General features: G+C 67.7%; 14 protein-coding genes. 12 read left to right on the top strand and 2 right to left on the bottom strand.

The annotated features are described in order from the left end of the window. The first annotated feature begins 85 nt into the window (after positions 1–85). From ABEB12_RS07265 to ABEB12_RS07240, 6 genes are all read left to right on the top strand, one after another. Positions 86–799 carry a hypothetical protein gene (locus ABEB12_RS07265; protein ID WP_185060977.1) on the top strand — a complete coding sequence of 238 codons (714 nt, stop codon included), beginning with the start codon at positions 86–88 and terminating at the stop codon, positions 797–799. A gap of 922 nt (positions 800–1,721) precedes the next feature. Continuing rightward, the gene (locus ABEB12_RS07260; RefSeq protein ID WP_185060976.1) at positions 1,722–1,997 is read left to right on the top strand and encodes a hypothetical protein; all 276 of its coding nucleotides are present in this window, start codon (positions 1,722–1,724) and stop codon (positions 1,995–1,997) included. Between the two features lie 16 nt (positions 1,998–2,013). After that, positions 2,014–2,862, top strand: a complete 849-nt coding sequence (locus ABEB12_RS07255) for a TIGR03620 family F420-dependent LLM class oxidoreductase (protein ID WP_185060975.1) — start codon at positions 2,014–2,016, stop codon at positions 2,860–2,862. Between the two features lie 652 nt (positions 2,863–3,514). Beyond that, the gene (locus tag ABEB12_RS07250) at positions 3,515–3,883 is read left to right on the top strand and encodes a thiolase family protein (protein ID WP_345702633.1); all 369 of its coding nucleotides are present in this window, start codon (positions 3,515–3,517) and stop codon (positions 3,881–3,883) included. 343 nt (positions 3,884–4,226) lie between these two features. Then, positions 4,227–4,367, top strand: a complete 141-nt coding sequence (locus ABEB12_RS07245) for a cytochrome P450 (RefSeq protein WP_221498136.1) — start codon at positions 4,227–4,229, stop codon at positions 4,365–4,367. Between the two features lie 187 nt (positions 4,368–4,554). Continuing rightward, positions 4,555–4,845, top strand: coding sequence for a hypothetical protein (locus tag ABEB12_RS07240; RefSeq protein ID WP_185060974.1), 291 nt, complete (start codon positions 4,555–4,557; stop codon positions 4,843–4,845). Between the two features lie 172 nt (positions 4,846–5,017). On the opposite strand, the gene ABEB12_RS07235 is transcribed toward ABEB12_RS07240, so the two are convergent. Both ABEB12_RS07235 and ABEB12_RS07230 read right to left on the bottom strand, forming a co-directional pair. After that, positions 5,018–5,938, bottom strand: a complete 921-nt coding sequence (locus ABEB12_RS07235; RefSeq protein WP_185060973.1) for an alpha/beta fold hydrolase — start codon at positions 5,936–5,938, stop codon at positions 5,018–5,020. Positions 5,939–5,940: 2 nt separating this feature from the next. Continuing rightward, positions 5,941–6,549 carry a TetR family transcriptional regulator gene (locus ABEB12_RS07230; protein ID WP_185060972.1) on the bottom strand — a complete coding sequence of 203 codons (609 nt, stop codon included), beginning with the start codon at positions 6,547–6,549 and terminating at the stop codon, positions 5,941–5,943. 41 nt (positions 6,550–6,590) lie between these two features. Here ABEB12_RS07230 and ABEB12_RS07225 point away from each other — a divergent pair, with 41 nt between their 5' ends. The 6 genes from ABEB12_RS07225 (at position 6,591) to ABEB12_RS07200 (ending at position 14,528) form a co-directional block, all read left to right on the top strand. Further along, positions 6,591–7,622: a DUF2855 family protein gene (locus tag ABEB12_RS07225; RefSeq protein WP_185060971.1), complete on the top strand. Its 1,032-nt coding sequence runs from the start codon at positions 6,591–6,593 to the stop codon at positions 7,620–7,622. A gap of 269 nt (positions 7,623–7,891) precedes the next feature. Next, positions 7,892–8,899, top strand: a complete 1,008-nt coding sequence (locus tag ABEB12_RS07220; protein WP_185060970.1) for an AAA family ATPase — start codon at positions 7,892–7,894, stop codon at positions 8,897–8,899. Positions 8,900–9,017: 118 nt separating this feature from the next. Continuing rightward, on the top strand, positions 9,018–11,264 hold the full coding sequence (locus tag ABEB12_RS07215) for a S8 family serine peptidase (RefSeq protein WP_185060969.1): 2,247 nt from the start codon (positions 9,018–9,020) through the stop codon (positions 11,262–11,264). Between the two features lie 682 nt (positions 11,265–11,946). Further along, on the top strand, positions 11,947–12,711 hold the full coding sequence (locus tag ABEB12_RS07210; RefSeq protein ID WP_345702632.1) for an integrase core domain-containing protein: 765 nt from the start codon (positions 11,947–11,949) through the stop codon (positions 12,709–12,711). A gap of 594 nt (positions 12,712–13,305) precedes the next feature. Then, complete coding sequence (locus ABEB12_RS07205) at positions 13,306–13,743, top strand: NUDIX hydrolase (protein ID WP_185060968.1); 438 nt, start codon at positions 13,306–13,308, stop codon at positions 13,741–13,743. A gap of 320 nt (positions 13,744–14,063) precedes the next feature. Then, positions 14,064–14,528 carry an SRPBCC family protein gene (locus ABEB12_RS07200; RefSeq protein ID WP_345702631.1) on the top strand — a complete coding sequence of 155 codons (465 nt, stop codon included), beginning with the start codon at positions 14,064–14,066 and terminating at the stop codon, positions 14,526–14,528. The last annotated feature ends 100 nt before the right edge of the window (positions 14,529–14,628 follow it).

Here is a 14,628-nt window from a genome sequence, read left to right as displayed (position 1 = left end):
CTACCTCCCCGTGCGCTTGACCGCTGAACACGGTCATCCTACTCTAGCGACCAATGGTAGCTTAATTTTACAGAGAAGTGGGACGATGACCGAACTCGATGCACGCCTGTTGTGGCCTTTCACCTGGTCCGGACCGGCTCTTGCGGGAATATTCGGCATTGGCTTCGTCGGGTTGGCTCAATTCTTCCCGCCACCCGCACCAACAGCCGACGGTGCGACGATTGCGCGCCTATACATCGAACACGGGTCAGCCATCAAGATCGGCTGCTTCGTCATGATCGTTGGCCTGGTCCTGCTGATTCCGTGGGCGATCGCCCTCGCGGCGCTGACCGGTCGGTCAAGCGGACTGCTGCGCCACGGGCAGATCGCCTGCGCCGCGACCTCCACCACGCTGATCGAGATAATCCCAACGACCTGGGCTTTAGCGGCTTTCCGACCCGCAGACCTCTCCGAAGGCGTGACCCGGGCGTTTAACGACTTCGGTTGGTTCATGCTGTTGTTCGCATGGCCACCATTCAGCCTATGGAGCCTCCTGGTAGCCATCGCGATCCTTGCCGACGACGGCGAGACCCCGACATTTCCCCGATGGGCCGGCTACCTGAGTCTCTGGAACGCCATGCTGCTCGCGCCGGGTGGCCTGATGGCGTTCTTCAAAGTCGGCCCATTCGCCTGGAACGGAATAATGGCATTCTACGTCCCGCTGCTGGTGTTCTTCGTATGGCTCGTCGCCATTACCGTCACAATGCTGCGAGCAAACACCCGACAGCGAGTTGAGCCTCTAGCATCCAGCGATCACTAGAACGTTCGCGCCGAGTGTCCCGACCAGCGGATCGGTAAACCGATTGGGTGCTGGTGCGAGATGGCCGCTGCACTACGAGCACAACGCCCGCGTGTTTGGATGACTACGTTGAATTCGCCGGCGGTCGCCGCGCTCAGACAAACCGCCGGCGGAAGCTCAGACGGGAGCATTTGGTCCGTAAGCCGAATATAGTGGGCTCCACAGGTCAGCGCCCTGCTTCTATGTTCTGGGACGTCCCTGGGCCGTCGCGGATTCGGCATCGGTCTGGCGCTGCGCGCGCGGCACCAGCACTTCGGCGCACCTGCGCCGACGAGCCGCCTGGAGGCCAACACGCTGGGTGAACGACGGCCGAGTTCGGCTAGACACATTGTGAGGGCGGTTTGTAAGCCGCCAAGTGGAGTGGGAGGTGGCTGCTCGAGTAGCGGTCACAACCCGTTCGGCCTGCGTCTATCTGGCTGAGCTGACTGCTAGCCCGAATCCCTAACGGCGCGTTATCCAGCGGTACGTGCCGAGCGGGAACGAACTCAGTGGCGGTTGCACTTGGTACGGATCGGACCGCGATGAAATGCCGTGCCTACGCCACGTTGATCGCGCTCGGGCATCCGCGCCCGGTCGCGGGTCTGTTCGGCACCACCGGGCGGCAGCTCGGGCGGCAGCTGTTGTCGCGGCTCGCCCTACCCGAACCCTTGGCCGGTGATGTCACCGCGGCGCTGGGGCCGCCGACCCGGCCTGCTCAGCCACCGGCAATGGCGGCACAGGCACGACCCGCTGGCCGTCGACGCCCAGCACGTGCCGACTGGTGGCCACCACCCGCAGGCCAGGCGCGGAGGCGGGCAACCTGCCCACCAGCACGGCACAGCGCTCCACTCTGCGCACCTACTGGCATGACGGGCTTGACCCTCTCCCTGCGGGAGACCCCACCGTGATCGACATGAACGAACCGATACACACCCGCGAGCTGCCCACCGTGATGACTGGCTATCCGCTCACTCGCCACGCTCGCGACTTGGCTACGCCCCTCGCGCGCCGCGCTAAGGACACCGACACCACCGAGCTTGTCGCCCACCCAGCCGCTTGCCAGCGAGCACTACGTGGAGTGCACCACCCTGACGGTGATTTCCCCGGCGACGTCGTCGACCCGCCCTTCCAGTTCACGCCGCGGGGCGGTCACGTCGCCGAACCCGTCATCGAGCCCTGAAGGACGCTGACTCACGATGCTGACGCTTGGCAAATATGGAGCCTGGCTCAATCCGGTGGACGACGACGTGGCGCGCACCGAGTATGCCGTTGAGGCCGAGTTCTTGGGCTACGGCACCGTGTGGCTCGGTCTCGGTCTGCGCGACGAGAGTGACTTGCGGGTGGTCGAGCGGGTGCTGGACGCGACCAGCCATGTGGTCGTAGCGACCGCAATCATCAATATGTGGACCAACGACCCGGTAGCACTGGCCACGTCGTACTGCCGGTTGCAGGATCGCCATCCCGACCGGTTCTTGCTCGGCACCGGCGTCGGCCACCCGGAGTCGATCACCGGATACAGTTCGCCGTATCGGCGCATGGAGTCCTTCCTGGAGGCCCTCGACGCTGGGGGAGTTCCGAGCGACCGGCGCGTCCTGGCCGCCCTCGGCCCACGAGCGCTGCGCCTGGCCGCCGACCGCGCCGCCGGATCCCACCCTTACCTGGCCGTGCCCGCTCACACCCGAACGGCCCGTCGCCTGCTTGGTCCGGGGGCGCTGCTCGCCCCCGAGCAGACGGTCGTCCTCGACACGGACCGAGCCAGTGCCCGTGCGCGGGGCCGCGCCTTCCTGAGCGATCCCTACCTACGATTGTCCAACTACGTCAACAACCTGCTACGGCACGGCTATGACGAGACCGACGTTGTCGATGACGGCAGCGATCGGCTGATCGACGACCTGGTCCTACACGGCAACGCCGACACAATCGCGGCCGGAGTAGACGCACACCTCGCGGCCGGCGCCGACCACGTCGCCATCCAGGTCCTGCCCACCGCAGGCCAGGGGCCGATGCCAGGGCTTCGCGCACTCGCCAACCGACTGATCCCCTGATCCGCGGAGAACCGGGTCGGACACCAGGTTCAGCCCGTGCAGCCCCTCGCCGCCCGCAGCAACATCAACTCCGCTGGTCCGCGCGTCGGCGTGCAGCAGCCAGGTGATGAACAGCCCCAGATGCTCCGCTCCGGTGTGCCAGTGCCGCCCAGTCCTGTCACACCAGCGCAGAAACAGCGCGATCCCGCCGGCATAGGACTTCGTGGTCAACTCCGAGCAATCGCGACCGAATCGAACGTGCCGCAGGAACGCATCTGCCTCGCCGATGACGGCCAGGGCCTCATCGAGTACCGTCCAGTACCTCACCCCGGACGGCAACCTCACCAGGCACGCCAGCACTCTCCCCACTCCGATCTCGTGGCAGGAACCGTGAACGATTACCAGCCACGAGCACCACCCCCAGGGAGAACCACCACCCCACCGGCCTCAATCACCCAGATCAGGCCACATCACACGACAGACTGCACGCCCCGGGAGAACGGGCAACAAGCAGGCCGTGCATTTCGCCGCGCAAGCGGTGATGAGGGCCGTTCGGAGCAACCGACCCCTGGAGCGGCAACAAAGGTTGGAAAGCCCGCTACGGCGACCGCGAGGTCTCCCAGTTCCTGTCCGCCGAACAAATCGCCGAAGACTGGGTTTCGAGCGCCTGGACATGGAGGAGTTCGCGCTCCGCAGCCACCAGCGTGCCCTGCACGCACGCGAGGACGGCCGCTTCGACCGGGAGATCACGCCGTTCGAGGCCATCGAACAGGACGAGGGACCGCGCGCGGACACCACGCTCGACAAGATGGCGGAGCTCAAGACGCTCACGCCGGCTGGCCGGCTCACCGCCGCCGTTTCCAGCCAGATCTCCGACGCCGCCGCACTGCTGATCGCCTCCAAACAAACGGTCCGCACCGGACCACCCACCAGCTCGACCACGACGGAGGCCGCCATGACCACACCTCGGCCACGATTGCCCGCAACAGCCGGGTCCTCGGCCCGGACAGGTGATCACGGTCCGCCTCGTGAAGCGCGGTGATCTGCTTGCGCAGCGGATCCGCCCAGCCGGCAAACCGCCCCAACCCCGCCGGCAGCACTCGGACCCCGTCGGCGGTCACCGAATCGGCCAGCACCAGCCTGGCCAGCGGCTCGCCGAGCAGCAGCTGGAACTCAACCAGCTCGGCGTCCCGGGGGCCGCCCAGTGTGACGTAGCGCGCGTGCGGTGCGGGCCAGCGCGGCGGGGTTGGCAGCCAGCACCAGTAGCGCGTGCGCGATCCGCGCCCGGTCCTGGACCCGCCGTCGGGACGCCCGTTCGGCGGCCTGCGCCGCACCTCGCATTCGGCCACGGCATCCACTTCTGCGTCGGCGCACCGCTATCCCGGTTGGAGGGACGAATCGCGCTGACCAAGCCCCTGGAGCGCTTCCCAAACCTGCGCCTCGACGTGCCGGACGAAGCCGTACGCACCACCCCCGGGCTGCTGATGAACGCTATCGAAGAGCTGCGCGTGGCCCCCGCGAATTGATCACCTCCGCAGCCATTGCACCGACCATGACGTGCCCCGGGTGTCGAACTCGGTGCCGATGTCGAGGAGTTCTTTGATCGCTGGCCCGAGACGCCAAGAGCGCCCGGAGCACCCAATCGTTCTCCGAGTGACACAACGTACGAAGAGCACTCGACGCGCCAGAAGCGCGCCCGAGAGGAACGACAGCGTGGCCTGCCCCCCGGCGGCGGCATGTCACCTGCTCGAGGAATGCCTTGTCCACGGCCACGACATCGCCACGGCAACCGGTCGTCCGTGGCCGATAGGACGCGACCACGCCCTGCTCGCGGTCGAGGCCTTCCTGGTTCCGCTGATCGCGGCGCTGCCGCCCACCGCTTTCGTGAACCAGGAGAAGGCCGGGACCTTCCGGGCTCGCATCGAACTGCGCCTGCGTGGCGGCGGACGCACGCTGATGATCCTCGACGGCGGTTCACTGACGCTCGACACGGGGGGCAGGTGACGTCGACGCCCACATCTGGGCCGACCCCACGGCTTTCGTGCTGGTTTCATCGGCCGGCAAGGGATATGGAAACCGATTCTCGAAGGCAAGCTCGCTGCCTGGGGTCCTCGGCCGTGGAAGCTCGCCCGCACGCTCACCGTGATGAGCCCCCCGTAACCCACCCCTGACGGAGTCAGGACCGGAGCAGGTCGTGCAGTGCGCCGGCGGTGGCCGTGACGTCCTCGGTGTCGGCGAAGTGGCCCACGGCGGGCAGCCGAACGACCCGGCCGTCGGGGAGCAGGTCGAGTACCGCGTCGGGGTCGGTGCCGGCCTTCCGGTGGGAGCGGTCGGCCTCGCCCCACAGGACGGTGGCGGGTAGGTCGAGCGGGTCCGGGCCGCCGGTGTCGTCGGCCCACCAGCGCTGAGCCTGCGAGGCCAGTGCGTAGGAGGCTCCCGCGCGCAGGACTTGGTCGGCGTTCTTCTCCCACGTGTCGAGTGGCGCCCCGGGGCCGGCGGCGAAGCGGTACCAGCCCTCGGCCATCGTCTGCCGGTTGCACCGCCACCGGGCCTGGCCCTCCCACGGCACCGACAGCTGCCCGTGTGGGTCGAGCACGTCGCGGCCCCACCGCCGCGCCGCCGCCCAGGACGGGGTCTGCGCAAGCAGAATTGCCCTGGCCAACCCCGGGTCGGCGTGGGCGGCGGTCAGGGCGAGGAACCCGTACACGCAGGCCCCGCCGAGTACCGCGTTGCCGATTTCGAGCTGGTGCAGCGCGCTGACCAGCGCGGTGGTGGCGCCGGTGAGGGTGAACGCGGCCGGGTCGGTTACCCAGGAGAAACCGAACCCGGGTGGTTCGACCACGACCACCCGCACCCGGGGAGCCAGGTGGGCGAGCAGCTCGTCGTAGCACTCCACGGTGTGCGGCGCGTCGGTGAACAGCACCGCCGTGTGTGGCGCGGGCGTGCGCGCCTGGCCGGTGTGGCTGTCGCGCACCCGGACCAGCGCACCGGGCGTGTCCAGGATCCGCACGCCGGGCCGGCTGTGTTCGGCGCGCGGGCGCCACATCTCGCGGGGCAGCGCCGCGAAGGCTTCGGTGTCGAGCACGGTCGGGTCCACGGTTACTCCATTCCGCGCTTGGTTCCGGGTGCGGTGAGGGCGGCCCAGGCACCCTCACCGAGGTCACCGGCCGCCTCGTGCGGCGCAAGCGGGCTACGCCCGTGCAGCCAGTGCCGGCAGAACTCCTGGGTGGGCCCTGCCCACAGCGCGTGCGCAACGGCGAACGGCCGCCGGGTCAGCGTGTCCCGGCGCATGTGGGTGTCCAGCCAACCGCTGACGATCTCGACATAGCGGCGGTTGTGTGCGCCGAAGGCGGGTTCGGCGGCGAGCAGGACCTCGTCGTGCGGGTCGCTGTAGACCAGCCGGGCCAGCTCGGGGTGCTGCTCCACCCAGTTCAGCTGTGCCGCGACGACACCCCGGACCCCGGCCTCGGCGTCCGGGGCCTGGCTCAACGTGCGCAGCGTCAGCTCCTGGGCCTCGGTGATGCCGCCCAGGAACAGGTGGGCGACCAGTTCGGCCCGCGACCGGAAGTGGTGGTACAGGCTGCCGTTGGACACTCCGGCCTGCCGGCGGACCTGTTCCATCGACACCCCGGCGTACCCGTGCGGGGTGAACAGCCGCAGGGCCACCTCCGCGATCCGGTCCGCCGTCCCGGTCCGCCCATCCGTCATAGAGAGATACTCTAGAGAGCTTCTCTGGTATTGTCACGCTTGTGCCGTCACGGGTCGATCTCGAGGTCAAACGCACCGAGCCAGGTCGTGCGCGCGTCATCGAGCGGCCGCTGGAGCCGCCCGATGAGGGGGAGGTTCTGGTGCACGTTGAGCGGTTCGGCGTCAGCGCGAACAACGTGACCTACGCGCTGCTGGGCGAGACCCTGCGGTACTGGGACTTCTTTCCCGCGAGCGAGGACGGCTGGGGTCGCATTCCGGCCTGGGGCTACGCCCGCGTGGTGGCCGGCAACGGGGTCGACGGGCTGGCCGTCGGTGACCGCCTCTACGGCTACGTGCCGATGTCCAGCCACCTGCACCTGACTCCCGGGCCGGTGCGCGGCGACTACCTGCGCGACGTCAGCCCACACCGGCTCGGCCTGCCCCCGGCCTACAACGCGTACCAGGTCGTCGATGAGCGATCCGAGCGCGAGGAGGACGTCACCCTGCTGCTGCGCCCGCTGTTCACCCTCGCCTGGCTACTGGCCGACGACCTGGTGAGCACCGAACCGAACGGCGGCCGGGTGGTCATAACCAGCGCGTCGAGCAAGACCGCTCTCGCCCTGGCCTACCTGCTCCGCGCTCACGGCGTGCCGACGGTCGGGGTCACCTCCCCGGCCAAGGTGGACTTCGTTGCCGGGTCGGGCCTGTTCGATCGCACCGCCGCCTATGACGAGATCACGGCAACCGGGTCGGACGAGGTGCTTGTCGACATCGCGGGAGCCCCACACCTGCGGCCGCGCTTCCCCAGATCGGTGCTGGTGGGCATGACCCACGGTGACGCCGCCGCCATGGAAGCCTCCGACACGGACTCGGTCGTCTTCTCGGCGGTGGACCGGATCGCCGCCCGCTCACGCGAATGGGGCGGGCGCGAGCTGCGGCAAAGGATGGACGCGTCCTGGACGGACTTCCTCGAGCACGCCACCGGCTGGATCCGGATACGGCGCGCGAGCGGCGCCGAAGCCGCCCTCGAGGTCTGGCGAAGCGTCGTGGCCGGCGCTGCACCGGCGGACATCGGAAATGTACTCACGCTGTGACGGATGCCCGGTGGAGAATGCTCTGCTCTTTATTCGTGGGTGAGTCACCCCGACCTTCCCGCTTCCGGTGCCGCTGTCGGCAAGGGGAGTGTGCCGAGTAGCACCGCATTGTCCGGCCCCAGTCCCGACCAGAACTCGCGCCATGCCCTACGGCGCCCTTCGACCTGGTCTTGGTCATCGGCACTCCCAGTGTGGCGGCCGCGCTGTTCCTGGGGAAGCGACGACATCTCCGATATCGTTTCTCTCGAACTTGAGAGGAGGTGCGGGACGTGGCGACCGCTGAGCTGATTACAGAGATGGTTCGTGCGCACACGCTAGGCGACGAGCGTCGGTGGCGGAACCTGCTGGCTCAGCTGATCGCCGCCGAGTCTCGCGCTGGTCATACGCGGCAAGCCACTCGTTTGCGGGAGCTGCTGGCGGAGGCGAAGGCCCTCAAGTCGGAGCGGGACTCGTCAAGGACAACAGGTCACCCGGCGCAGTTAGCGCGCGCGCCTCGCGACCTAGCGGATGTGCTCGATGTCCGATACAGCGATGCGCGGCTGAGCGAACTGGTGTTACCCACCTCATTGCGGGCCAGTGTGCAGCGCGTTTTGGATGAGCAACGGGTGGCCGGCCGGCTGGCGGAACATGGCCTGGTACCTCGACGGCGGCTGTTGATGCACGGCCCGCCCGGGTGCGGCAAAACGATGGCCGCCCACGCGCTGGCGGGTGAATTGAAGTTGCCGTTGGCGCGGGTACGGCTGGAGGTTCTGTTCAACCGATATCTCGGAGAGACCGCGGCAACGTTGACGGACATCTTCGAGCACATCGACCGGGCGCGGGCGGTGTATCTGTTCGATGAGTTTGACGCATTGGGCAAGCATCGCGGTGACGAGTTCGATGTGGGCGAGGCGAAGCGCGTGGTCGGCACCTTCCTCCAGTTGCTAGATGCCAGCGACAGCGACGGTCTGATCGTGGCGGCAACCAATATGGGCGGCGCGCTGGATCCAGCTCTGCTGCGCCGCTTTGACGACGTGCTTGAATTTCCAGCCCCGACCCTGAAGGCCAGAGAGACCCTGCTGCGCCGCCTGCTGCGGTCGTTGCCGCTCGACGACCACACAGCGCGTCGCTTGGCCACACAGGGCGAGGGATTGTCGTTCGCCGAGGTACGAGCGGCGGTAGACAACGCGCGGAAGGCCGCGATTCTCGTCGATCGTGAAGCACCTGCGCTGGATGACATCGCCGCAGAGTTGAGCGCGCGTGTGCGTGGGAGCAGCGTGTTCACGGGGCGTGCATGATTCGGACAGGGTTGCCCTGATCCGGGTAAGTCGCGCCATCGAAGAGCCATTCCGCGCGCATGGGAGCAGCCGCCGGCGGCCGCCGCCGGCTCGGACACGTGAACAGCATGCGGCCAGGTTGTTGCGCGAGCTTGACCAGATCGAGCAGGCCAGGCGAGCACCGGCTGAGCGGGCGTCGGGCAGCGAGGGCCAACTGATCGCGGCGGCCGGGTCTGATGATCTCGCCGATGTCGCCGGCAGCCTGGCAGACAAGAGGTCGAGTGCCGTTCTGGTCGCGGTAGAACAGGGGCAGGCGTTGGTGCACGTACGCACTGATGCGCGGGCTTTGCGTCATAAGATCGAGCGGTACCGGGATGTCGACACCCGGCGTGGCGCTCCGGCGAACGAGCCGCTGGTGACGCGCATCGAAGACCTGAGGATCCCGACCCTGGCTGATTTGAGCCTGAGGGAGTTCACCGAGGACGACATTGCGCCCGGCGAGTCGTACTGGGTTGAGTTATGGACCCGCGGCGGGAGACTTGACACCAGCCAGACCCGTGCACGGGTGCGGGAGGAGATGCGCTGGCTGGCGGCGCTCGGCGGCCATCAGGGTGTACCCAGCCGGTTCGAGGGCGTGGAACGCGACATCTACCTGGCGCGCTTGACCGGCGACGTGCTCGGGGCACTGCCAGGCTTGGTTCCCGAGGTGTACGAAGTACATCTCGCGCCGCGAGTGCGTCTCGTCGAGGCGCTCCTGCGGGGCGAAGCCGCCGCAGACCCACAGGCCGAGGTGGAGGAACCGCCACCGAACGCAGCCGTGGTGGCGGTGCACGACACCGGTACAAGCTCGCAGCACCCGTATCTGCGGCCTGTGCTACAGGGGACCGGGAGTGTCGTACCTGGCGAACCGGATGTGGCGGACCGACACGGGCACGGGACCAAAATGGCCGGGATCGCGGTTTACCCCGACTACCTCCAGGGGATCGCCGAAGGCACTCTGCGTGCGCAGAACCGGCTTGTCAGCGTGCGGTTGATCCCGACACCTCGACACGGTCCAGCAGACGACGACCCGGAGTTGTGGGCTGCCCGGACCGAGAACTCCGTGGTCGTGGCCGAGGAACTCGCCCGAGACACCACGGTGGTGCACAGCCTGAGCGTCGGGGCTCCTAATGAGCGCGGACTGCGTACGGCGTGGTCGATCGGCGTAGACCAGCTCGCCTGGAACGACAGCAATGGGCGGGTGATCGTCGTAGCCGCGGGAAACATGCCTGATCACCGGTTAGCCACCCACGCCGAGGACTATCCAGTGGCGAATCTGGGCGAACCAATCTGCCAGCCAGCGCAGGCATGGAACGCGCTGACCGTCGGCGGCTTCACAGCGCTGACCGGACCAGCCGCCGAGGGGACGGGGACCTATCCCCCTGCGCTCGCGCCGGCCGGCGGGATCAGCCCGTATGCCAGCACGGATGTCGGCGGAGCGGGGCGACCGATCAAGCCCGAGATCGTCAAAGAAGCAGGCAACACCGCCCCCGACGACGGCCTGCCCAACGTCGGCGCCGAACACCTGTCTCTGTGGACGACCAGCCATCGACATGTGCGCGGCGAGCTGAGCACCCCAACCTGGGCTACCAGTCCCGCGGCGGCAGCCGCTGCAGCGGATCTCGCGATCCTCGCCCAGCGACACCCCTCGCTCGGCCCATCGGCCTTGCGTGCTCTGTATGTCCACAGCGCACGATGGACGCCGGCGATGATGGAGCAGTTCTGCGACCGTAAGGACCGGCTGCGGGCCGTGGGCTACGGCGTACCGAATCTTCAGACCGCGAGCAGCGCGGACAGCAACCGACCAGTGTTCATCTACGAAGGACGGCTCGCACCAGGCGCTCGCCAGGCTCAGATGTTACGGATCCCACTGCCGGACCAGGTCTTGAACGACCACCCTGAAACCCGGGTACAACTTGCGATCACGCTGACGTACTTCGTCGAGCCCACTGACATCCTGCTCGGCCGACGCTACGCCGGTGGCCGCCTCAAATGGGAGGTTCAGGGTCCAGCGGAAACCGAGGAGCAACTACGTCGGCGGATCAACGCGCTAGCCGCCGGTTCGACGAGTGACAACGACCGGAGCAGCGGATATGGGTGGACAGTCGGGCAACAGCTACGAGGACGCGGCACGCTGCAACATGACTACGTGGAGCTGACCGCCAGTGAGCTCGCCGGCGACCGGCTACTAGCCATCTATCCGATCCTGGGCTGGTGGGAAGACCGCGACACAACCAAGGACCTCGCAATCCCCTTTGCGGTGGTGGTCAGTGTCGACTTCGGATCCGAAGACATTGACCTGTACGCGGCGATTGAAGCCAGCACTCCAGTGGTCATCGAGATCTAAGCGTGTACTTCAGCCTGCCCGTTGATCCACCCGGTGGCCGACGGTGTGGATGCCGAGAACTGTGTCACATGTCCTGATCAGGGCCTTCGCGGCCACGTAGCCGCCGTGACCTCCGACCGCTGGCGATCAGCATGATCGCTCGCTGTGACAATCCGACTCGCCTATCTCATGCTCGCCCGAGTGCTGAGCTGGCTCGTACTGCTCGCCCGGTCCGGCGCGACCAAAGACGCGGAGATCCTCGTACTACGTCATGAGGTCGCGGTCCTGCGCCGACAGAACCCACGCCCGACGCTGACCTGGGTCGACCGCGCCCTCCTCAGCTCCCTGAGCAGGCTGCCGCCCACCCAGCTACGCCGGCTGCGACTGGTCTCACCGAGAACGCCTCCGCGCTGGCATGCCCACCTCGTTGCCCGCCACTGGACCCATCCGCGAAGGCAAGGACGTCCACCCATCCCCCAAACCGTGCGTGCCTTGGTCCCGCGGATGGCGAGAGAGAACGTGACCTGGGGATACCGACGCATCCAGGGCGAGCTCATCGGACTCGGCCACCAGCTCGCAGCCTCGACGGTATGGAAGATCCTCAAGGCAGCCGGGATAGACCCCGCCTCGCAGCGGTCCGGACCAACCTGGAGACAGTTCCTCACCGCCCAAGCCCACGCGATCCTCGCCGTGGACTTCGCCCATGTCGATACCGTTGTTCCCACGCCGCCTCTACATCCTCGTGATGATCGAGCACGCAACCCGCCGGGTGCACATCGCGGGGATCAGCGCCCGCCCGACGGGAGCGTGGGTCACCCAGCAGGCACGCAACTTGCTCATGAACCTCGGCGAGCGCGCCGCCCAGTTTCGGTTCTTGATCCGCGACCGCGACAGCAAGTTCACCACTGCCTTCGATGCGGTGTTCGCCGGCGCAGACGTTCGCATCATCCGCACGCCAGTCCGAGCACCGCGCGCGAACGCGATCGCGGAACGCTGGATCGGCACACTGCGACGCGAGTGCCTCGACCACATCCTGATCACCGGACCCAACCACCTCGCGCAGGTCCTACGCGAATACAGCGAGCACTACAACACCCATCGTCCCCATCGAGCCCTCGCTCAGCACCCACCCACCGACCGCACTCCCCTCGCTCCACTGCGGCAATCCGGCCGCTGCGACGAGACCGGCTCGGCGGCCTCATCCACGAATACCTGCAAGTCGCATGACGTGACAGGGTTCTCGGCACTCACAGGCTCGGGGTTCCGCAAAGCGCGCGCCGGTGGGGGGCGTGACCCCGCGAACGGGGTAGGCCGTCGTCTGGGCAAGATGCGTGTGCCCAGACGACGGCGTCGTGTCGGTTCCGGCGAAACGCGAGCACGAAGCTGGGCGAGCGCGTTTTCTCGTCGATCAGCGACCCTGGCCGCGGTGTCACCTGAACGTGCCTTTCCCGGCGCTCAGTACCGCTAGGAATCGAATTTTCGGTGCGCTGCTGCTTAGATCATCACACCCTGCGGGGCGCCGCGAGGGGTGCATGGGAAGGGGTCGCCGCCTGGGGAGTCGGGGGACAGTTCCTAGGCGACGACCCCGTCCGGTCGCTGTGCGTCGCGCAGCGGAGGGCAGGCTACACGCGACACCTGCCAGCGCACGGAGCGGCACCCGACGCACCTTCACCGCTGTTGGCCGCCGTGGGGGCGCCGCTGGCACCCGGTCCGGGAACGATGCGGACGGACGTGTGCCCCGGCCCGCCAGGAACCTGGCCGTCTTGGCGACCAGCCGCCCGTAGCGGGGACGTACATGGTGCCGCTGAGAGCGCGCGCGGGGACACCGATCCCGGCTGCCCCCGTGTGCGGGGCGGTCGCGTTCAAGACTTCGCTTTTGACCCGGCGAAGTTCGTGCCGCGTGCGGCCGAGGAAACACCCGGATGGGGCGGCGCGGCGCCCGGCTGATCGGCATGCACCGCGGCCAGGGCGGGCTATCGTCGCGCTCGTGATCGCGGGGGACGATGGGGACGGTGCTCGCTGGCGTCCGGGGCCGGTACCAGCCGACATCACGGTGGCATGGGTGTCCGGGTGGCTGCTCGACTACGCGGGTCGGGTGCTGCTGCACGACGACGGTGACGGGGTGTATCGACTACCCGGCGGCCCGCCGCAACACCGCGATCACGATCTCGCGGCGAGTTTGCGGCGGCTGGTGCTTGAGGAGGCGCACGTCACCATCACCGAAGCCGTGCCGCTGGGCTACCAACCCACCATCGAGGCGGGGCAACCGCGCGTGTTGGCGAGCATGGTCGGGCGGATCGGTGAGATCCTGCCCCGCTCAGGCCACACGCCCCCGCGGCGGCGGACACGGCGGTTGTTGACCTCGTTGGACGTGGCGCCGGCCCTGCTCGGTTCGCGCGCCACCGGCACCGAGCAGGCCGTGGCGGCCGCGCTGTTCGCCGAAAATCGCTGGGACCTGCGAGCCTGCTCACCACTCGCGTTCACCACCTACGCCGACTAACCCGAGCCTGTGCAAGCTCGGAGCCTGTGAGAGATCGCAATACCACCTTCCGGGGAGGAGCTACCGGTCGTCGTCGAGCAAGTCCTGAGTGATGACAAGCGCGAGTTCTGGCTCTGGCATGCTTTGCGCGAAACGGCCGGATGATCTTGACTCAGGTTGACGCCGTCTATGCCGTCCCCCTCTGTCGGTGGTCTTCGGGCTACCCGTGGGGTCCGAACCTGATGAGCCGGGACTGATATGTGACGGCCACGATGATTTTCGGGCGGCCGCCGGGTCCGATTACTCGGGTGTGCCCATGCCCGCACGAGGGGAGCAGAGTGGTGTCCGATGACTCTCGCCTGATCCGGGTGAGCCGGGCGATCGACGCGCCGGCCAAGCGGGTCTTCGCGTTCCTGGCCAACGCCGAGAACCATCAGGCGCTGGACACCAGCGGCATGGTCCGAGGCTCCGCCGACCACGCCAGGCTGGACCGGGTGGGCGCGGTGTTCGTGATGAACATGTACAACCCGATCATGGGTGACCACCAGGTGGAGAACCACGTGGTGGTGTACGAGCCGGACCGCGCGCTCGGCTGGGCTCCCTCGGAGCCCGGCGCCGAACCGGCCGGGCACACCTACGTCTACCGGCTCACGCCGCTCGCCCACGGTCGCACCGAGGTCAGCCAGACCTACGACTGGTCGGCGTTCACCCACCTCGACATGATCGGCTATCTGCCCGTGGTGAACCGCGACGAGCTACTCGCGTCACTGGATCTGCTCGCCGCCGCCCTGGACACCCCCCGCTAAGCGTCGATCTTGCTGTTGGGGCCATCCGCGGGGCGCCGTCTCTGCACGGCAACGTGCACGCCGAGGCCACCACCCATTTCTGAACGTCAGATTGGCACAG

The sequence above is a fragment of the Actinospineispora eucalypti genome (assembly GCF_039543365.1).
Taxonomy (GTDB): Bacteria; Actinomycetota; Actinomycetes; order Mycobacteriales; family Pseudonocardiaceae; genus Pseudonocardia; species Pseudonocardia eucalypti.
The sequence above is the reverse complement of the archived record's forward strand: the minus strand, read 5'-3'. Positions and strand labels throughout refer to the sequence as shown.

Excerpts from the sequence above, each read along its gene's own strand:
- ABEB12_RS07210 (WP_345702632.1), top strand. The coding sequence starts at position 11,947 with ATGTCGATACCGTTGTTCCCACGCCGCCTCTACATCCTCGTGATGATC.
- ABEB12_RS07265 (WP_185060977.1), top strand. The coding sequence starts at position 86 with ATGACCGAACTCGATGCACGCCTGTTGTGGCCTTTCACCTGGTCCGGA.
- ABEB12_RS07250 (WP_345702633.1), top strand. The coding sequence starts at position 3,515 with ATGGAGGAGTTCGCGCTCCGCAGCCACCAGCGTGCCCTGCACGCACGC.
- ABEB12_RS07255 (WP_185060975.1), top strand. The coding sequence starts at position 2,014 with ATGCTGACGCTTGGCAAATATGGAGCCTGGCTCAATCCGGTGGACGAC.
- ABEB12_RS07230 (WP_185060972.1), bottom strand. The coding sequence starts at position 6,549 with ATGACGGATGGGCGGACCGGGACGGCGGACCGGATCGCGGAGGTGGCC.